The organism is Methylobacterium sp. XJLW, assembly GCF_003254375.1.
Lineage (GTDB): Bacteria > Pseudomonadota > Alphaproteobacteria > Rhizobiales > Beijerinckiaceae > Methylobacterium > Methylobacterium fujisawaense.
The window spans coordinates 4611736-4630845 of record NZ_CP016429.1 but is presented as its reverse complement, the minus strand read 5'-3'; the positions used below and the strand labels follow the sequence as shown (position 1 = coordinate 4630845).

The 19110-nt window shown below is 72.6% G+C and carries 18 protein-coding genes; 11 read left to right on the top strand and 7 right to left on the bottom strand.

Features of this window, described 5'->3' with window-relative positions:
- Nucleotides 1-34 precede the first annotated feature (34 nt).
- On the bottom strand, nucleotides 35-910 hold the full coding sequence (locus A3862_RS21430; RefSeq protein WP_043757189.1) for an SDR family oxidoreductase: 876 nt from the start codon (nucleotides 908-910) through the stop codon (nucleotides 35-37).
- 295 nt (nucleotides 911-1205) lie between these two features.
- On the opposite strand from A3862_RS21430, the gene A3862_RS31610 reads away from it, so the two are divergent.
- The 3 genes from A3862_RS31610 to A3862_RS21420 all read left to right on the top strand — a co-directional run bounded on the left by A3862_RS31610 (nucleotide 1206) and on the right by A3862_RS21420 (nucleotide 2195).
- Complete coding sequence (locus A3862_RS31610) at nucleotides 1206-1376, top strand: hypothetical protein (protein WP_158498450.1); 171 nt, start codon at nucleotides 1206-1208, stop codon at nucleotides 1374-1376.
- A 13-nt stretch (nucleotides 1377-1389) separates the two neighbouring features.
- The gene (locus A3862_RS21425) at nucleotides 1390-1605 is read left to right on the top strand and encodes a hypothetical protein (RefSeq protein ID WP_043757194.1); all 216 of its coding nucleotides are present in this window, start codon (nucleotides 1390-1392) and stop codon (nucleotides 1603-1605) included.
- A 164-nt stretch (nucleotides 1606-1769) separates the two neighbouring features.
- A complete protein-coding gene (locus tag A3862_RS21420) occupies nucleotides 1770-2195 on the top strand; it encodes a GFA family protein (RefSeq protein ID WP_043757197.1) in 426 nt (141 codons plus the stop codon).
- 106 nt (nucleotides 2196-2301) lie between these two features.
- On the opposite strand, the gene A3862_RS21415 is transcribed toward A3862_RS21420, so the two are convergent.
- Nucleotides 2302-2961: an urease accessory protein UreE gene (locus tag A3862_RS21415; RefSeq protein ID WP_043757200.1), complete on the bottom strand. Its 660-nt coding sequence runs from the start codon at nucleotides 2959-2961 to the stop codon at nucleotides 2302-2304.
- Nucleotides 2962-3205: 244 nt separating this feature from the next.
- On the opposite strand from A3862_RS21415, the gene A3862_RS21410 reads away from it, so the two are divergent.
- The 3 genes from A3862_RS21410 (at nucleotide 3206) to A3862_RS21400 (ending at nucleotide 5124) form a co-directional block, all read left to right on the top strand.
- Complete coding sequence (locus A3862_RS21410; protein WP_043347377.1) at nucleotides 3206-3475, top strand: hypothetical protein; 270 nt, start codon at nucleotides 3206-3208, stop codon at nucleotides 3473-3475.
- Between the two features lie 156 nt (nucleotides 3476-3631).
- On the top strand, nucleotides 3632-4372 hold the full coding sequence (locus A3862_RS21405; protein ID WP_111473983.1) for a TerB family tellurite resistance protein: 741 nt from the start codon (nucleotides 3632-3634) through the stop codon (nucleotides 4370-4372).
- Nucleotides 4369-5124 (top strand): N-acetylmuramoyl-L-alanine amidase, encoded by a 756-nt coding sequence (locus A3862_RS21400; RefSeq protein ID WP_043757206.1) that lies wholly within the window; start codon nucleotides 4369-4371, stop codon nucleotides 5122-5124. Before A3862_RS21405 ends, A3862_RS21400 begins: the two co-directional genes overlap by 4 nt.
- Before the next feature lie 17 nt (nucleotides 5125-5141).
- On the opposite strand, the gene A3862_RS21395 is transcribed toward A3862_RS21400, so the two are convergent.
- Complete coding sequence (locus A3862_RS21395; RefSeq protein WP_043761125.1) at nucleotides 5142-6176, bottom strand: TerC family protein; 1035 nt, start codon at nucleotides 6174-6176, stop codon at nucleotides 5142-5144.
- 555 nt (nucleotides 6177-6731) lie between these two features.
- On the bottom strand, nucleotides 6732-8279 hold the full coding sequence (locus A3862_RS21390; protein WP_043757209.1) for an MDR family MFS transporter: 1548 nt from the start codon (nucleotides 8277-8279) through the stop codon (nucleotides 6732-6734).
- A gap of 251 nt (nucleotides 8280-8530) precedes the next feature.
- On the opposite strand from A3862_RS21390, the gene A3862_RS21385 reads away from it, so the two are divergent.
- The gene (locus A3862_RS21385; protein WP_043382052.1) at nucleotides 8531-9748 is read left to right on the top strand and encodes a TIGR03862 family flavoprotein; all 1218 of its coding nucleotides are present in this window, start codon (nucleotides 8531-8533) and stop codon (nucleotides 9746-9748) included.
- 10 nt (nucleotides 9749-9758) lie between these two features.
- On the opposite strand, the gene A3862_RS21380 is transcribed toward A3862_RS21385, so the two are convergent.
- Entirely contained in the window at nucleotides 9759-10649 is an 891-nt protein-coding gene (locus A3862_RS21380) for a collagen-like protein (protein ID WP_111473982.1), read from the bottom strand.
- 231 nt (nucleotides 10650-10880) lie between these two features.
- Here A3862_RS21380 and A3862_RS21375 point away from each other — a divergent pair, with 231 nt between their 5' ends.
- The 4 genes from A3862_RS21375 to A3862_RS21360 are packed head-to-tail and all read left to right on the top strand — an operon-like array spanning nucleotide 10881 to nucleotide 17188.
- On the top strand, nucleotides 10881-11672 hold the full coding sequence (locus tag A3862_RS21375; protein WP_051976036.1) for an ImuA family protein: 792 nt from the start codon (nucleotides 10881-10883) through the stop codon (nucleotides 11670-11672).
- On the top strand, nucleotides 11599-13392 hold the full coding sequence (locus tag A3862_RS21370) for a Y-family DNA polymerase (RefSeq protein ID WP_043757213.1): 1794 nt from the start codon (nucleotides 11599-11601) through the stop codon (nucleotides 13390-13392). Before A3862_RS21375 ends, A3862_RS21370 begins: the two co-directional genes overlap by 74 nt.
- Entirely contained in the window at nucleotides 13389-16679 is a 3291-nt protein-coding gene (locus A3862_RS21365; RefSeq protein WP_043757215.1) for an error-prone DNA polymerase, read from the top strand. Before A3862_RS21370 ends, A3862_RS21365 begins: the two co-directional genes overlap by 4 nt.
- Before the next feature lie 44 nt (nucleotides 16680-16723).
- Nucleotides 16724-17188 carry a hypothetical protein gene (locus A3862_RS21360; protein ID WP_043757218.1) on the top strand — a complete coding sequence of 155 codons (465 nt, stop codon included), beginning with the start codon at nucleotides 16724-16726 and terminating at the stop codon, nucleotides 17186-17188.
- A gap of 40 nt (nucleotides 17189-17228) precedes the next feature.
- Here the strand turns inward: A3862_RS21360 and fae are convergent, their stop codons facing one another.
- The gene (gene fae, locus A3862_RS21355) at nucleotides 17229-17768 is read right to left on the bottom strand and encodes a formaldehyde-activating enzyme (protein ID WP_020092273.1); all 540 of its coding nucleotides are present in this window, start codon (nucleotides 17766-17768) and stop codon (nucleotides 17229-17231) included.
- A gap of 62 nt (nucleotides 17769-17830) precedes the next feature.
- Entirely contained in the window at nucleotides 17831-19072 is a 1242-nt protein-coding gene (locus A3862_RS21350; RefSeq protein WP_043757220.1) for an NRAMP family divalent metal transporter, read from the bottom strand.
- Nucleotides 19073-19110 lie beyond the last annotated feature (38 nt).

Sequence of the window (19110 nt, the reverse complement as noted above, 5' to 3'; positions counted from 1 at the left end):
ACCACCGTGGCGGATGCCCGTCCGACGCGGCGCGTCAGAGCACCGGCATGGCTCCCGCCACCGTGACGAGCGCACCCGACGTGTAGCTGCTCTCCTCCGAGGCCAGCATCACGTAGGCCGAGGCGAGTTCGGCCGGTTGTCCGGGGCGGCCGAACGGCACTTGGCTGCCGAAGGATTTCACCGAATCCTGGCTCATCCCGGAGGGAATGAACGGCGTCCAGATCGGCCCGGGCAGCACGCCGTTCACGCGCACGCCCGTTTCGGCGAGCAGCTGGGCGAGGCTCAGCACCATGTTGCTCAGCGCACCCTTGGTGGCGCTGTAGGCGAGGAGCGACGGCATCGGATGCTTGGAATTCACCGAGGAGGTGAAGATCACCGAGGCGCCGGGTTTCAGATGGGCGAGGGCCGCCTTGGTCACGTAGAACGCCCCGAACACGTTGGTGCGGAAATGATCCTCGAACACGGCGTCGTCGATTCCGGCGAGGTCCGCGTTCGGCTGCTGGAACGCGCCGTTGTTGACCAGCACGTCGAGGCGCCCGAACGTCTCCACCGTGCGGGCGACGATCTGGCGCCCGTAGGCGGCGTCCTTGAGGTCGCCCGGCAGGAGCAGCGCGCGCCGTCCCGCCTTCTCGATCCACTGGGCGACCGCCTCCGCGTCGGCCTGCTCGTCCGGCAGGTAGGAGATGGCGACGTCCGCACCCTCCCGGGCGAAGGCGATGGCGACCGCGCGGCCGATGCCGGAATCGCCGCCGGTGATCAGCGCCGCCTGGCCGGTCAGCTTGCCCGAGCCCTTGTAGCTCGTCTCGCCATGGTCGGGTTCCGGCTCCATGCGCCCGGTCTTGCCGGGGAAGCTCTGGGGCTGCGCCGCGAAGGGCGGGCGGGGATACTTGTGCAGCGGATTCGTGGTCACGCGTCGTCTCCGGTGGGGGTGCCGGTCCAACCGCACGGCCTCCCGGGTGTTCCGGCGCCGCGGCGCCGCGCCCCCGTCCGGCCCCGCCCCGCCGGTGCAACACGAGTCCGTCTGCCCGCGATGGGCCGACACAGGTCAGCAACAGGCGTTCGTCAATCTCGCTCCGAGGAGGTCCCGCCATGATCGAGGTTCAGCCGGAGGATCGGGTCGCCCGCGTGATCGATCGCGTCCTGCTCTACGCAGCGATGCTCTCGCTCACCTTCGGCTTGGCCACGGGCCTGTGGGGCCTGCTGCAGTGAGCCCGCCCCGGGATGGGGACCCGGGACAGGGATCCAAGGGGCGGATCACGGTCCGGCCCGGCCGCACATCCCTGCGGCGGTCCGGACGCGACTACACCGCCGTGGCGCTGATCGGGGCGGGGCTGACGGTGCTCGTGCTCGCGCTGCTTCTGGTCGGGATCCCGTGAGCGGACGCCGGCGATGCTGCTGAACCGCGCCGTCGTCGCGGCGCTGATCGTCGCGGTCGCGGCCTTCCTGCTGTACCTCGCGGCGCTCGCCCGCGCGGCGCTGTCGCCCAACGAGTCCTATGCGGCCAGCATCGGCCTCACCCTCGACCAGTGCGTGGCCGCCCAGGACGGCCTGTCCGCCGAGGCGGCGCGCCTGTACTGCCGCAGGCCCGTGCCGAAACGCCTGTGACCGGCAGGGCTCCCGGCCTCCCAGAGGCACAGCGTGAGTTTTCCTGATACGCCGCGTGACGACTTGGCGATTGTTCGCATGGCGCCCGAAACCTAGACTTCGGGGCGCCGACCGGATCTGTCGCCGAGCCGGATCGCAGGAAATCGCACGGAAGGCCCAGCACCATGGCGGACGATGCGACGATCCGGTCCGGCCGCTGCCATTGCGGGGCCGTGCGCTTCGAGGCGGCCCTCGGCGACGATCTCGCGTCGATCCGCCGGTGCACCTGCTCCTACTGCCGCATGCGCGGCGCCGTCGTCGCCATGGCGCGGCCGGGCGGGGTGAGGATCCTGCAGGGTGCGGAGGCGCTGACGACCTACCGGTTCCATACCGGGGCGGCGCAGCATTTCTTCTGTTCCCGCTGCGGCGTCTGCACGCATCATCAGCGGCGGTCGGACCCGAACGTCCACGCGGTCAACGTGGCCTGCCTGGACGGGGTCAGCCCCTTCGACTTTCCGGAGGTCCCGGTGATGGACGGCGTCAATCACACGAACGACACCGGCCAGCCCACGCGGCGCGCCGGCACGCTGCGCTTCGTCCCGGCGGAGTGACGGCGGCGGGCCGTCCGCGTTCCGGCGCCGGCGCAGGATTCCTGACCGGTCCTGCCTGACCGCCCCGGTCCCCGAGCGCCGCTCCGGGCCGGGCCGGGCTCAAACGCTAGTGATCGTGGCCGCAGCCGCAGCCCGGACCATGCACGTGGCCGTGATCGTGGGCATGATCATGGCCGTGCTTCTGGTGCCCGTGCTCGTGATCGTGGCTGTGATCGTGGCTGTGGCCATGGTCGTGCGCGTGATCGTGATCATGCCCGTGACCGTGACCGTGATGATCATGGTCGTGATGAGCGTGGGCATGATGATCGTGCCCGTGATCGTGCCCGCAGGTGCTGTGATCGTGGGCGGCGTGCTCGGGCCGGAAGGCGCGGGAGACCGGGGTCGCGACGCAGCCCTGCCCGCGGACCAGCTCGGCCGCAGCGGGTGTCGCCGGCACGTAGAGCACGTCCGCGCCGATCTCGGCATCCACGTGGCTGCCGCCGAGCTGCCAGGCCAGGCGCAGCAGGCGGGCCGGATTCTCGGCGCGCACCTCCAAGAGATCCTCGGCGGCCGCCCGCACCGCGACGAGCCGGCCGTCGTCGAGGCGCAAGGCGTCGCCGTCCTCGAGCGCCGCCGCCTTGGTGAGCGCGACGTCGAAGCCGAGACCGCCCTCGGCGACCAGGGGTCCCGTGACGGCATCCCGGGCCGCGCGGTCGAGGGTCACCGTGTCGGCGACGCGGTCGGCGCGCACCGCGGCCCGGCGGACGATCGTGGTGGCTGTCGGCATGGGACCCTCGGACATGGTGCCGGACTGATGCCGGACGTGGTGCCGGATAGGGGGCTACGGCATCCCGGCCGGAGCACCGCCTCGGAACCGTGGCATAGGGCGAGACGGGAACCCGACGCAACTCGTCTCGCGGCCGATGGAACCTTAGCCGTATGGCCGGCATTCCTTTCCTGCTAAGCTCGACGCGATCCGCAACGATCACGGCCACCGGCCGGACCGGATTCACAAGGGAGTTCTGGGGACCATGAAGAAGCTGACGGCAGCCGCCCTCGCCACCATCGCCGCCCTCTCGCTCGCCGGCTGCAACACCCCGGAAGACCGGGCTCTGGGCGGTGCGGGCCTCGGCGCCCTGACCGGTGCGGCGATCGGTGCGGCGGCCACCGGCCGCGCGGGCGGTGCCCTGGCGGGTGCCGCGATCGGCGGCGCCGGCGGTGCCATCGTGGGCGCCTCGACCGCGCCGCGCTGCCCCTACGGCACCTATCGCGACGCCTACGGCAACGTCTACTGCCGCTAAGCGAGACTGAGCTGGGCGGGCCGGGCGCGTCCCGGCCCTTCCTCGCGGCGTGCGGAGGGTCTATCCCGTCGCTCGGCCGGGCCTGTCCCGGTGCCGGAACCCCGCCGCCCCGATGACAGAGCCGAGCCGAGGATCAGCGCCGAGACCGGGCCGCCCATGAGCCAGGCGACCAAGTCTCAGGGCGTCTGGGGGAAGCTCGGCGGTGCCGGCATCGGCCTCGCGATCGGCGGTCCGCTCGGGGCCCTGATCGGAGGGGTCGCGGGCCATTTCCTGCTGGACCGGCTCGGCGCACCCTTCGGGCGGACGCCGCGCGACGTCGTGTTCACCACCGGACTCGTGGCGCTCGCCGCCAAGATGGCGAAATCCGACGGCGTCGTGCTGCCGTCTGAGGTCGAAGCCTTCGGCCGGGTGATTCAGGTTGAACCGTCCGCGCGGGCGGGCGTGGAGCGCCTGTTCGATCTCGCCAAGAAGACCACGAACGGCTTCGAGGCCTACGCGCACCAGCTGGCGACCACCTTCGGCGACGAGCCGGCGCTGCTGGAGGACGTGCTCGACGGCCTGTTCCAGATCGCCGGCGCCGACGGGGCCCTCCACGAGGCCGAGGAGCGCTACCTGCGCGCGGTATCGGGGATCTTCGGCTTCGATGAGGTGGCGTTCCGGCGCATCGCCGCCCGGCACGTGCGGCTCCCGGACGATCCCTACGGCGTCCTCGGGCTCGACCGGGAGGCGGACGATGCCGCCGTGAAGGCGCGCCACCGCGCGCTGGTCGCCGAGCACCACCCGGATCGGGCGCTCGCCCGCGGCCTGCCGACGGAGGCGGTGGCCATCGCCACGCGGCGCCTCGCCGCGATCAACGCGGCCTACGACCGGATCGGGCAGGAGCGCGGGCTGCGGTGAGCCTCATCCCCGATACGCCCCTCGCCCGCCGCGTCGCGCCCTCGCCGAACCACGGAGCCCGGCGCGCGGGGCCGCTCGACATGCTGGTCCTGCATTACACCGGCATGGACAGCGGGGCCGCCGCGCTGGCGCGGCTGCGCGACCCGCTGAGCGAGGTCTCGGCCCACTATCTCGTGTTCGAAGATGGCGGCATCGTCCAGATGGTGCCGGAGGCCCGCCGGGCCTGGCATGCCGGCGCCGGGGCCTGGAAGGGCGAGACCGATATCAATTCCCGCTCCATCGGGATCGAGATCGTCCATCCGGGCCATGCCGGCGGCCTGCCGTCCTACCCGGACGCGCAGATCGAAGCGGTGATCGCCCTGGCCCGGGACATCATCGGCCGCTGGCCGATCCCGCCGGAGCGGGTGCTCGGCCATTCCGACATCGCACCCGAACGCAAGGAGGATCCGGGCGAGACCTTCCCCTGGAGCCGGCTCGCGGCGGCGGGGGTGGGCCATTACGTGCCCCCGGCCCGCCTCCAGGACGGCCGGTTCTTCGCGCGGGGCGATGCCGGCCAGCCCGTCGAGGCGCTGCAGGCGATGGTCGCACTCTACGGCTACGACCAGCCGGTGACCGGCCTGTTCGACGCGCGCACCCAGGCGGTGATCACCGCGTTCCAGCGTCATTTCCGTCCGGCGCGGGTGGATGGCGTAGCCGACGCCTCCACCATCACCACCCTGCGCGACCTGATCGCGGCCCTGCCGGCGGCCTGAGGACCGCCGGTCCCGCCTCAGGCGCGGTGGGCCCGGGCCTCGTGCGGAGGGACGGGATCCGCGTCCGCTTGATCCGGCGCGTCGGTCCGGGTCCGCCAGAGGCTGTAGGCGACGCCGGCCGCCAGCAGCGTCAGGGTGACCACCAGCGAGACCCATGGCGGAACCGTCACGAGCCCGAACGTGTCGGCCACCACGATCTTGGCGCCGATGAAGATCAGGATGAAGGCGAGCGCGGTCTTGAGATAAGCGAACCGGTCGACCATCGCGGCCAGGGCGAAGTAGAGGGCGCGCAGGCCCAGGATCGCGAAGATGTTGGAGGTGTAGACCACGAACGTGTCGGTGGTGATTGCGAAGATCGCCGGCACGCTGTCGACCGCGAAGATCACGTCGGCGCCGTTCACCAGCACCAGGGCGAGGGCCAGCGGCGTGAAGTACAGGGCGACCCGGCCGGTCTTCGGATCGGTCTTGCGGACCGTGAAACGCTGGCCGTGCAGCTCCGGCGTCACCCGGAAGGTGGTCTTGAACCAGCGCACGACGGCGCTGTTCTGGAAGTCGCCCTCCTCCTCGTCGCCCGAGACGAGGATCTTCAGGCCGGCATAGATCAGGAAGGCGGCGAACAGGGACAGAACCCAGTGCACCTCGTGCACCAGCGCGGCGCCCAGTCCGATCATCAGACCGCGCAGCAGCACCGCCGCCAGGATACCCCAGAGGAGGACCCGGTGCTGGGCAGCCCGGGGGACGCCGAGCGCCGTGAGGATCATGGCGATGACGAAGACGTTGTCCATCGACAGCGACTTCTCGACCACGAGTCCGGTGACGTATTCCTCGCCGGACTGGGGACCCAGATACCACCAGATCCAGCCGCCGAAGGCCAGGCCCAGCGCGAGGTAGAAGCCGGTGAGAGCCAAGCTCTCCCGGACGCCGATCTCGTGCTCCTTGTCGCGGTGGAGGAGTCCGAGGTCGAAGGCGAGCAGGCCGGCGATCAGGAGGTGGAACCCGAGCCACATCCACAATGGCTTGCCGAGCCATTCGATGGTGAGGACGTCCATCATGCGCGGGACCTGATGCTGATTCCGGAAGGAAAGCATCGGCTCCGACATCACGGGCGCTGGGAAGCGCCCGCCAGAGGGGCCCGCAGCCGATAGGGGCGAGGTAAGCGGTGATCGGGGCGAATCAAGGGCAGGGCTGGGGATGCGGGCCTGCATCCCCCGGATGGTTCCATCGGGAATGTGCCGGTGGGCGGCGCCTGGATCGGATGTGCGGCCCGGCCGGGCCGGCTCAGTCGGCTCGGCCGCTCTCGCGGTGCGTTCGGGACGGCGTGCACCCGTACTGGAGGGGTTGAGCGGACAAGCCGCGCAGATCGGCTAGGTCGTAACCCTGATCCAGGGGATCGCCGGACAGACCAATCTGCTGGCGCTCAACGCCCCCATCGAAAAGCCGCGCGTGCGGTGTGTTGACGGGGTGGACGAGGGATCCGTTTGCCGGGCGGCACGGTCCGGATCTGCGAGAGCGTCGTCGATCGCAGCGCCACGTGCCCCGAGACGGTCTTCGCTCCGCACCGGCCAAGCACACCGGCCGAGCGACGCCGCAGCCGAGGTTCCGAACCCTCAGCCCGGGTCGCCGGTAGCCGGTTCCCCGCCCATCCGCGGCGATGCGCGTTCGCGCAGGGGTCGCTCCTCCATCAGCGCCAGGAACGTGAAGGCGCCCAGCAGGCCGAGGCAGGCGGCCAGGAAGACGAAACGGAAGGTCAGGGCGAGCTGCGCCGGGTCCGCGCCGCGGATCAGGCTCTCCACGTCGTGGCCTCCTGTCCCGCTCCCTGCCCCGCCTGCGACGCCGCCGAGTACGATCGTGCCGAAAGCCGCCACGATCAGCGCCCCGCCGAGCGACCGGAAGAAGTTCATCGCGGCGGTGGCGATCCCGAGCTGGTGCGGTTCCACCGCGTTCTGGATGGCGATGGTGGAGAGGGGCAGGATTGTCCCGATGCCCATGGAGAGCAGCGCGAACAGCACCTCCATGAGCCAGAAGGGCAGCGCCCGGCCTTCCCAGGCGATGGTGGCGCAGCAGGCGAGGCTGAGGCTCATCATCGCCAGGGGCACGCGCTTGTAGTGCCGGAAATGCAGCATCGATCGGCCCGACAGCGTCGCGCCCGTGACGGTGCCGATCATCAGCGGCACCAGCGCCACGCCGGACTCGCTCGCCGAGAGCCCGATCACCCCTTCGAGGAAGATCGGCACATAGATGGTGAGGCCGATGAAGGTGCCCATGGCGAAGCAGGCGGCCAGCGTCGCGCTGTAGACCACCCGGTCCTTGAGCACCTCCGTGGGGATCAGCGGCTCTGACGCCGTGGCGAGCCGCGCCGCGAAACCGCCGGCCAGTACGGCCGCCCCGGCGAGGAGGGCGAGGATCGTGGGCGAGCCCCAGGGATAGCGCACGCCGCCCCAGCTCAGGGCCAGCAGGAGGGTGACAGACCCCGCGACCATCAGGGCGGCCCCGGGCCAGTCCAGCCGGTGCTGGCGGTCGTGGCGCGGCAGGCGCTTCAGGTTGGCGTTGGTCAGCGCGAAGGCGAGGATGCCGATCGGCAGGTTGATCCAGAAGATCAGCGACCAGTGCAGGTGCTGGGCGAAGAGGCCCCCGAGCAGCGGCCCCGCCACCGAGGCGGCCACGAACACGCCCGCGATCACCACCTGATAGCGGGCGCGCTCCTTGGGCGACATGATGTCGGCCAGGATGGTCTGGGAAAGCGCGATCAGCCCGCCACCGCCGATCCCCTGGAGGCCCCGGGCCAGCGCCAGCGTCACCATCGTGGGGGCGAGCGCGCAGGCCAGCGACCCGAGCCCGAAGGTCGCGATGGCGATCAGCAGCATGATCCGCCGGCCGTGGATGTCGCTGAGCTTGCCATAGAGCGGGGTCACCGCCGTGGAGGCCAGCAGGTAGGCGGTGACGATCCAGGGGAGGTTGGCGGCGTCCCCGAGGTCGAGCCCGATGGTCGGCATGGCGGTCGCCACGATGGTCTGGTCGAGGGCCGCGAGCAGCATCGCGGTCATCAGGCCGTAGACGATCGCGCGGATCTCGCTCTGGTTGAGGCGATCTTGAGGGGCGCCGGTCTGCGCCTGTGTCTGCGCCGGGGTTCCGGTGACGGCAGCGGGGCTGGCCACGTGTCTGAGCCTCTGATCCGAGCCGTGCCGGCCGACCATCCGGTGCGAATGGGGACAGGGCGGCGAAAGGGGATGGCGGACGGCCCGCGGCCGCGGCTCGGGCCGCCGCTATCCGCGAGGCCCGGGACCAAGAAGAGCTTCCGCTCGGCCGTATCGATCCTTAGCGCAGCGCCGGAGGGCAGCCCATGCCGTCCGGCACCGATCCGGTCTTCGCCCTTGACAGGACTGGCGGCCTGTCGCTCTCCCGGCGGATGCCGGATGACAGGGATGCAATCGCCATCGTGGGCGGCGGGCCGGCCGGGCTCGCCGCCGCCGAGGTGCTGGGAGGCGCAGGCCGCGCGGTCGCGGTCTACGAGCGCATGCCCTCGGTCGCCCGCAAGCTGCTGATCGCCGGGCGCGGCGGCCTCAACATCACCCACAGCGAGGCGCGGGCGGACTTCCTCGCCCGCTACCATCCGCATGGCTGTCTCGATGCCGCCATCGCGGCCTTCCCGCCCGACGCGCTGCGGGCGTGGTGCGCGGAACTCGGCGAGCCGACCTTCGTCGGGTCGAGCGGGCGCGTCTTCCCGCGCAGCTTCAAGGCCTCGCCCCTGCTCCGGGCATGGCTGGCGCGGCTCGACCGCCTCGGGGTCCGGATCCACACCCGCCACCGGCTCACGGCCCTGGGCGGGACGCTGCATTTCGACACCCCGGACGGGCCGCGCGCGATCCGGCCCCGCGCCACCCTGCTGGCGCTCGGCGGTGCGAGCTGGCCGCGCCTCGGCTCGGACGGGCGCTGGGTGCCCCTCCTCGAAGGGCTCGGGGTGGCGGTGGCGCCCCTGCGTCCGGCCAATGCCGGCTTCGCGGTGGCGTGGTCCGACCTGTTCCGGGAGCGGTTCTCCGGAGCACCGCTGAAGCGGGTGGCGCTCGCCTGCGAAGGCACCGTGGTGCGGGGCGAGGCCGTGATCACGCAGACCGGCATCGAGGGCGGAGCGATCTACGCCCTCTCGCGCCTCTTACGCGAAGCGATCGCGGCCGGGGGCAGCGCGCGGCTCGTCGTGGATCTCCGCCCCGACCTCACCCGGGAAGCCCTCGCCCGCCGTCTGTCCGGCGCCCGGCCGGGCGACTCGGCCGCGACCCGGCTGCGCAAAGCCGCGGGCCTCGCGCCCGTTGCGGCGGGATTGCTGCGCGAGGCGACCGGCGCCGCCCTCCCGGCGGATCCCGGGGCGCTGGCCGGGTTGATCAAGGCCGCGCCCATCACCCTCACCGCCTCCGCGCCGATCGAGCGGGCGATCTCGACGGCGGGCGGCGTCCGGCTCGACGCCCTCGACGAACGGTCGATGCTGCGGGCCCATCCCGGCCTGTTCCTGGCCGGGGAGATGCTCGACTGGGAGGCGCCGACCGGCGGCTACCTGCTCCAGGGCGCCCTCGCGGGCGGAAGGGCGGCCGCTGCCGGTATGCTCGACTGGCTGCGCGAGACCGGCGGCTGACGCGCCCGCCTCACGGCCGCGTGCAGAACCCGACGATGCCGGACGCGTCCGCGGGGCAGCTGGCGCCCTCCCCGTCATAGACCGCCACGCCACCCTTGAGGCAATGGGCCGTGACCAGCATCTCGCCGGTCCCGCAGGTGATCGTGCAGCCCCCCGGGCAATCGGATTTGCGCACGGGTCGCAAGCTGGCGGCTGTGGCCTCGCCCTTCGGGCCCGGGCCGCCCTGCGGTCCGACCGGACCCCGCGGGCCCGGAGGACCCTGCAGGCCCGCGGCCCCGGCATCGCCCTTCGGGCCCGGTGCGCCCTGCGGGCCGACCGCGCCCTGGGGGCCGGTCTCCCCTTTCGGACCGGTCTCGCCCTGAGGACCCGTATCGCCCTTGAGACCCTGCTCGCCCTTGGCTCCTTGGTCTCCCTTGGCCCCCTGATCGCCCTTGAGACCGGCCTCGCCCTTGGCCCCCGTCTCCCCGGACGGTCCTGCGACACCCTGAGGGCCGGGCGGTCCGGGCGGACCCTCCGGCGCGCAGTTCGCCACAACCGCCTCCCGCTCGTCCGGCTCCGCCTTCAGCGTCACCACGCAGGTCGAAGGCCGGTAGGGCAGCCGGAAGGTGAACCGTCCGCGCCGGTCGGCCTGGATCGAGATGTCGTCGTCCAGCACCACGATCGCCCCGGGCTTGCGCACCGAGCCCGAGATCCGGAGGTCGCCGGCCTCGATGCGCGCGTCGTAGACCATGATCGGCTGGCTCGGGGTCTGCGCGTGCCGGACCCGCGGGCGGGCCGGGCGCGATCGCCCTGCGGCGGCCGCGGCCGGATCCGGACCTGCGCCACCCGGCGGATCCGCCTGCTGGCCGAGCGCCGCCCCCGACAGGGCGAGCAGGATCGTCAGAGTGAGGGCTGAGCGCATGCGCGGTCCGGTTCGGCCGCGTCACGCACGCGGCGGCCCGACATTGGTCTCGCCCTGCGAGGGAGGTCAACCGGGGCGGCGGAACCGGCGGTGGCGGTCGATTCCACAGGCGTCCACAGCCATCCACAGGCCAAGCCGCTGCTTCCGTGCGCGATTCCGGGACGCCGTGGAAACCGTTTGTGTGCGTTCCTGTTATGTTCCTATCGTCCGGCATGACCGGAGCCGACGGAGATGGGGCTGGACCCTGCGGACGAGACCGAGGGGGCGATCGCGCGGGGCGATCCCCGGGCCCGGCTTGCGGCCCTGCGGATGCGCCTCGCGCCGCCGGCCGGCGAGCGGGACCTGCCGCCGGTCCTGCCGCCGGTCCTGCCGCTGGGCGTACCGGAGCTCGACGGGCATCTGCCGGGCGGCGGCCTCGTCCTCGGGCCGCCCCACGAGATCGCGCCGGCCGAGCCCGTGGACGGGGTCGCGGCCCTCGGCTTCGCCCTGGCGCTCTGCGCCCGCCACCTCGCTGGCCGGCCTGGTCCGGCGCTGATCGCCGCCGCGCCGGGGCAGCCCCTGCCCTACGGCCATGGCCTCGCGGGACTCGGCCTCGATCCCGCCCGGCTGCTGCTGCTGGAGGCCGGCAGCGATGCGGAGGTGTTCCGCGCGCTGGAGGCGGCCCTGCACGCCCGGGCGCTCACGGCCCTCGTCGGCCTCGTCCGGGACGGCCTGCCGCTGAAGCCGGGCCGGCGCCTGCAGCTCGCCGCGGAAGGGTCTGCTCCGCCGCTGCTGCTGATCCTGCGGCCGGCGCCTGCCGGCCTGCCCAACGGGGCCGCCACCCGCTGGCGGATCGCCGCGGCGCCCGCGGCGCGGGACCGGTTCGGCACCCTCGACAGGCCGCGCTGGCGGGCGCGGCTCGAACGCTGTCGCAACGGGCGGGGCGGCGACTGGCTTCTGGAGTGGGACCATGCCGCGCATCGTCTGCATCTGCCTGAGCCACTGGCCGGTGACGCGGCTGCGGCGGGCCGGTCTCGCGCCTGAGCGCGGCCCCCTCGCGGTGGCCGCCGAGGGCCCCGGCGGCCTGCGGCTCGTGGCCCTCGACCCGGAGGCCCGCGCCCTGGGCCTCCAGCCCGGCGAGCCCCTGGGCCGGGTCCGGGCGCGGATCGGCGTGCCGCTCCAGGTCTATCCCGCCGACCCGACCGCCGACCGGGACGCTCTGCTGCGGCTCTGCCGCTGGGCGGGCGGCTACGCGCCCCTCGTGGCGCCGTTCGGGCCGGCCGAGGCGGGGGACGGGCTCTACATCGACGTCGCCGGGGCCAGTCACCTGCGCGGCGGCGAGGCGAGTCTCGTCGACGATCTGACAGACCGTCTCGCGCGGGGACATATCCCCGCCCGGATCGCCCTTGCCGACACACCCGGGGCCGCCTTCGCGCTGGCCAGCCACGGCGGGGTCGACCGGATCGTCGTGCCGCCGGGCGGGGCGGCCGAGGCTCTGCGGGGTCTGCCCGTGGAGGCCCTGCGGCTGGATCCCGGCACGGTCTCGGGGCTGAAGCGGCTCGGCCTGCGCCGGATGGGCGAACTCGATGCCCTCCCCCGGGGGCCCCTCGCCCGTCGCTTCGGCGAGGCGTTGCTGTTGCGCCTCGATCAGGCCCTGGCACGCCGTCCCGAGCCGCTGGCGCCCCTGTCGGAGGCCGCCGAATACGCCGCCGCCCGCGGCTTCCTCGACCCGATCGGGCGGCAGTCGGACATCGTCCGGACCGCCCGCGACCTGATGGCCGAGATCGCCCCCCGTCTGGAGCGGGACGGGCTCGGTGCCTGTGCCCTGCGCCTCGCCCTGCACCGGGTCGACGGGGTGGTGCGGGCCATCGATCTCGGTCTGTCGCGCCCCGAGCGTTACCCCGAGCGGGTCGCGGCCCTGGTTTCCCTGCGCCTCGACCGGTTGGGCTCCGCCCTCGAGGCCGGGTTCGGCTTCGAGACCGTGGCGCTCGCCGTGACGGTGACCGGCGCCATGCCGGCCCGCCAGACCGATCTCGGGGCGGACGCCTCCGGCGATGGGGTCGCCGTCCTGGCCGATGCCCTGGCGCAGCGCCTCGGGCGGGCGTTGCTGCGCCTGGAGCCACGGGCGAGTCACCTGCCGGAACGGGCTGATCGGAGCGGTCCCTGGGTTGCCGGAGAGGGGCACGGATCGTCAGCGGACAAGGACATCGGCCGGACGCGCGCGCATCGCCCTCTCCCCTCTGCGGAGGAGGATGCCCCCCGAAGGGGGACGAGTCGGCACGAAGTCCCGCACGGGGGGAGCGAGGGTGCAGGGTCCGGCCGTGGCCTTCATGAAGCGCGCGATCCCTCCGGAAGCGGCTTTCCCTTCTCCCGGCCCCTTCTGAAGCAGGAGCCAACCTCCCCCGCAGAGGGGGGCGTGAGGGCGCGGGCCTTTCCCATCTCCGTCCCCTGCTCCATCCCCTGGCCCGATCACCTCCCGCCCCGCCCCCTGGTGCTGTTCCCCCGGGGCGAAGCCGCTTGCGACGTGCTCTCCGCCGTCCCGGAGGGGCCGCCCCGGCGCTTCCGCTGGCGCGCGCAGGTTCACCGCGTCGCCCATGCCGAGGGGCCGGAGCGGATTTCCGCGGAATGGTGGTGCGCGCCCGGCGCGGAGCGCGACTATTACCGCATCGAATGCGAGGCCGGTCACCGGCTCTGGCTCTACCGCGACGGGCCGCACGCCCCCGGGCAGCCGGCCGCGTGGTACGTCCACGGGCTGTTCGCGTGAGCCGCCCTGAGATCCCTTTCGCCGAACTCGCCGTCACCACGAACTTCTCGTTCCTCCACGGCGCCGCGCACCCGCAGGACTACGTCGTGCAGGCGGCGGCCTACGGCCTCTCGGCGATCGGCATCGCCGACCGCAACACCGTGGCCGGCGTGGTCCGGGCGCATGCGGCGGCGCGGGCGCTCGAAGCGGAGGGCACGAAGATCCGGATCCTGCCCGGCGTGCGCCTCGTCACCGAGGAGGGGTTCGAGGCCGTCACCTACCCGATGGACCGGGCGGCCTGGGGGCGCCTCTGCCGGCTGCTCACCCTGGGCAACCGGCGCGTCCGCAAGGGGGAATGCCGCTTCGCCTTCGCCGAGATGCTGGAGGCCGCGAAGGGGCAGATGTTCATCGCCATGCCGCCGGCCCGGCGCCTGCCGGAGGGCTTCCGGTCGCGTCTGGAGGCGCTCGCCGCCGCGGCCCCGGGCCGGACCTTCCTCGGGGCGAGCCATACGCGCCGGGGCGACGAGCGGCGCCGCCTCGGTCTGCTCGCCGAGCTGGGCGCGGCCGCCCGCGCGCCGATGGTCGCGGTCTCGGACGCGCTCTACCACCATCCCGAGCGGCGCCCGCTCCAGGACGTGGTGACGTGCATCCGCGCGGGCTGCCGGATCGGCGAGGCGGGCTACCGGCTGGAGGCCAATGCCGAGCGCCACCTGAAGCCCCCCGCCGAGATGGCGCGGCTGTTCGCCGACCACCCGGAGGCGGTGGCCCGCACCGTCGAGATCGCCGAGGCCTGCGGCTTCTGCCTGTCCCAGCTGCGCTACGAATATCCCGACGAGCCGGTGCCCCCCGGGCGCACGCCGCAGGAATACCTGGAGGAGAAGACCTTCGAGCGGGCGCACTGGCGCTACGGCGGCGATATTCCCTCCGCCGTCGCGGGGACGCTCCGCGAGGAGCTGCGGCTCATCGCCAAGATGGACTATGCCCGTTACTTCCTGACCCTGTTCGACGTGGTCGAGTTCGCCCGCGGCAAGGGGATCCTCTGCCAGGGCCGCGGCTCGGCGGCCAATTCCGCCGTGTGCTTCTGCCTGGGCATCACCGCGGTGGACCCGTCCAAGCACCGGCTGCTCTTCGCCCGCTTCATCTCGGAGAACCGGGGCGAGCCCCCCGACATCGACGTCGATTTCGAGCACGAGCGCCGCGAGGAGGTGATCCAGCACCTCTATGCCCGCTACGGCCGGGAGCGGGCCGCCCTCTGCGCCACGGTGATCCACTACCGTCCGCGCATGGCGATCCGCGAGGTCGGCAAGGTCCTCGGGCTCACCGAGGACGTGACCGCGGCGATCGCCGACACGGTCTGGGGCTCCTGGGGCACCGGGATGCCGGACCAGCATGTGCGCGAGGCCGGCCTCGATCCGGGGAACCCGGCGATCCGGCAGGCGCTGGACCTCGCCCACCAGTTGATCGGTTTCCCCCGCCACCTGTCCCAGCATGTCGGCGGCTTCGTGCTGACCCGCGGGCGCCTCGACGAGACCGTGCCGGTGGGCAACGGCGCCATGGCGGACCGCACCTTCATCGAGTGGGACAAGGACGACATCGACGCGATCGGCCTGATGAAGGTCGACGTGCTGGCGCTCGGCATGCTGACCTGCCTCAAGCGCGGCCTCGCGTTTCTGGAGAAGGACCACAATACCTTCTACGAGACGCTGGCCGACCTGCCCCAGGAGGATCCCGCCACCTACGCGATGCTGGCGAAGGCCGATTCCGTCGGCGTGTTCCAGGTCGAGAGCCGGGCGCAGATGTCGATGCTGCCGCGCCTGAAGCCCAAGGAATTCTACGACCTCGTCGTGCAGGTGGCGATCGTGCGCCCCGGTCCCATCCAGGGCGACATGGTCCATCCCTACCTGCGGCGCCGCTCCGGGATCGACCCGGTGGAGTACCCCGCCCCGCACCCGGACCACGGGCCGGCGGACGAACTGAAGGAGGTCCTGCAGAAGACCTACGGGGTGCCGCTGTTCCAGGAGCATGCCATGCAGATCGCCATCACGGCGGCGGGCTTCACCCCGGCCGAGGCCGACGGCCTGCGCCGGGCGATGGCGACCTTCCGCCATGTCGGCTCGATCGGCGGCTTCGCGGACAAGTTCGTGGGCGGCATGACCCGCCGGGGCTACCCGCAGGACTTCGCCGAGCGCTGCTTCGCGCAGATCCGCGGCTTCTCCACCTACGGATTCCCGGAGAGCCACGCGGCGAGCTTCGCGCTCCTCGTCTACGCCTCGGCCTGGATGAAGTGCCGGCACCCCGACGTCTTCCTGGCCGCGATCCTCAACGCCCAGCCCATGGGCTTCTACCAGCCGGCCCAGCTGGTGCGCGACGCCCGCGCCCACGGGGTCGAGGTGCGGGGCGTCTGCGTCAACGCCAGCGACTGGGACTGCACCCTGGAGCCGGCCGGAAATCCCGCGCTGCACGCCGTGCGGATCGGCCTGCGGGTGGTGCGCGGCCTGCCCGAGGCCGCCATGCGCCGGCTCGTGCGGCTGCGGGCCAACGGCTATGCCAGCATCGAGGGCCTGCAGGCCGCCCTCGCCCTGCCCCGCAACACCCTGGAGCGGCTGGCCGAGGCGGACGCGTTCCGCTCGCTGGGCCTCGACCGGCGCGCCGCCCTCTGGATGGTCCGCACCCTGGAGGGGACCTCGGCGCGCAAGGCCGCCAAGGCCGACCCGAGCGCGCGCCGGGCCCATCTCCTCGACGCGCCCCTGCCGCTCTTCGCCTGGCACGCCGATGACGGCCTGTTCCGGCACGAGCCGGCCGTGGACCTGCCGTCCCTGGCCCCGTCCGAGGCGGTGGCCGAGGATTATGCCGCCACCGGCCTGTCGCTGCAGGGGCACCCGGTCGCCTTCTTCCGGGGGCGGCTCGCCCGGATCGGCGCGATCCCGGCCCGGGCGCATCTCGATCCCGCCCTGCCCCAGGGGGCGCGGGTCACGGTGGCGGGCCTCGTGCTGATCCGCCAGCGGCCCGGCACCGCCAAGGGCGTGGTGTTCCTGACCCTGGAGGACGAGACCGGTATCGCCAACGTGATCGTCTGGAAGACGGTGTTCGAGGCCAACCGCCGGATCGCCATGCAGGCCCGGTTCCTCGCCGTGCGCGGCCGGATCCAGCGGGCGGACGGGGTGGTCCATCTCGTGGCCGAAGGGTTTCGCGATCTCACCGCGTCCCTGCGCGACCTGCGCGAGGCCGGGATGAAGCTGCCCCCCGAGAACACGGATTTCGGCGTGCCCCCGGATCGGCGCGTGTATCGCAGCCGGGATTTCCACTGAGGAACGCCCCTCGACAGGCCCCGCGCCGCGCGTAGAGTGCGGCCATGTCGAGCTTCGCCGTTCCGCGCCTCCTCCTCGCCGCCTGCGCGGCCCTCCCCCTCTGGGCGGAGGCCGCCCGGGCCGACAGCTGCGACGACCTCACCCGCCAGATCGCCGGCGCCATCGGCGGCAAGGTCGGCAAGCGGGCGGGCCCCAGCATCGACATCCGCATGGCCGGCCCGATCAAGTTCGACGTGACCTGCCGGGCCGAGCCGATCGTGCAGGCGACCTCGGCCGAGCCCGCCCCCTCGGCGACCTTCTTCCGCGACCTGTCGGTGGCCTCCGAGATCCTGGTCGGCGAACCGGCCGCGACCGTCGAGCCGATCATCGCCAGCGCCTACCGGACCGCGCTGTCGGAGCGGCGCAAGTCGTTCATCCAGCAGAACGGCTGGTCGGCCTCCTGCTACACCGACCCGGGCAGCACCGCGATGCGGACCCTGTGCTCGGTGGGGCGCATCCCGCCGGGGTGATGCGATATCGACCCCGGCAGGATGCGCGCGAAGGGGCCGATCAGTACTCGATCACGCCGTCCAGGGCGTAGTGCTTCACGGTCTTCCGGTTGGCGATCAGCTCGTCCACCGTCGGCTCGCCCTTGAGGGCGCGGGCGATGGCGAGCTTCGTCGCCTCGTAGTTGGTCCGGTAGAGGTCCTTCTGGTCGAGGTTGTCGTCCTCGGCGCAGCGCTGATCGAGCCAGATCATGATGATCATGCACAGCTCGTCGAGCCCGTCCTTGGGCAGGATGCCCTCGATGATGCAGTCCACGATCGCGTCGCCGGTGGCGGCCTGGACCACGCCGCCGAGGAGCTCGGCATACTCGGCCGTGTGGATCGTGACCTTGGTGGTCATCATCGTGGCAGGGCGCACGAGCTGGTTGAGGTCGCGGACCACGAACATCCGCGTGTGGCCCTGGACCTGCCCCATCATCGACGCGAAGGCCTGGCCGACCGGACCGCGCACCGAGCCGATCAGCACCTCCGGCATGGCGTCGGTGTACTGGCCCTCGGCCGCCAGCACCGTGGCCTCGCCCGTGCGGAACCAGATCTCTTGCATGTTCGAACTCCACCTGATCGGAGCCCGCGGGAGACATCATCGGAGGCCCCGCGTCAATCGCGTCAGAGCAGGCCCACCCCGTCCAGGACGCCGACCATCGCGAACGCGATCGTGATCCCCGACACCGCGTAGACCACCCCCTTGTAGACGCCCGCCACGCGCTGCCCCTCTGGCAGGGCCCGGGTGGCGAGGAGGATCAGCAGGCCGAGCGCCAGGGGCAGGAGCAGCGCGTTCATCACCTCCACGGCGATGTTGAGCGCCACGAGATCCGGCACGAGCTGCACGGCGACCGCGCCGGCCGCGACCGCGAGCGCGAAGGCGCCGTAGAAGGCCGGAGCCTCCCGGGGCGACTGCTCCAGGGAGTGCGGCCGGCCGGTCACGTCGCCGAACCCCCAGGCCAGCGCCAGGGCCACGACGTTGAGCGCCACGAAGGCCGCCGCGATGATGCCCACCCCGAACACCACCTGCCCGAGCCACGGCCCCAGGGCCGGCGTGAAGGCGCCCGCGAGATCGCCGACGGTCTCCAGCCCCTTCGCGCTGCCCTGCCCGGCCTTGCCGATCGTGGCGGCGGCGGCGACGAGGATCGCGCCCATCACGCATTGCGAGACCACCGCACCCACGAGTGTGTCGAGCCGCGAGCGCCGCGCGTGCTCCCAGCCCAGGCCCTTATCGACGATCGCCGACTGCTGGTAGAAGATCATCCACGGCATGATCACCGCGCCGATATTGGCCGCGATCAGCACCCGGAACTGGCCGTCGCCCAGCGGCATGTGCCCGAAGGAGGCGACGATCTCGGGCAGGTTCGGCCGCGCCGCGACGGCGAGCCCGACGAAGACCAGCTCGAACAGGCCGACCACGATCGCCACGACCTCGACGCGCCGGTAGCTCCCGGTGAAGACGAGCCCCAGGAGCAGGCAGGCCGGCAGGCCGAGGCTCACGAGCCGCGGCACCCCGAACAGGTCCCCGATGCCGGCGATGCCGGAGAATTCCGTGACGATGGCGCCGATGCCGGCGACCACGAGGCCGCCGTACGAGATCCAGGCCCAGGCCGGCCCGTAGCGCTCCCGGATCAGCGCGCCGTGGCCGCGTCCGGTGGCGGTCCCGAGTCGCACCGTCAGCTCCTGGACGACGTACAGGATTGGCACCAGCAGGATCTGGAGGAGCAGGAGCGAATAGCCCCAGCGCGCCCCGCTCTGGGCCGCCGTGATGAGGCTTCCGACATCCGTATCGGCCAGCATCACCACGAGTCCGGGGCCTGCGGCCTTGAGGTAAGCGGACAGGCGAGGCAGGGAAGCGCTGGGCACGGCTCGGGAACAGTCCCGCGCACGGCCGGTTCCGGCGG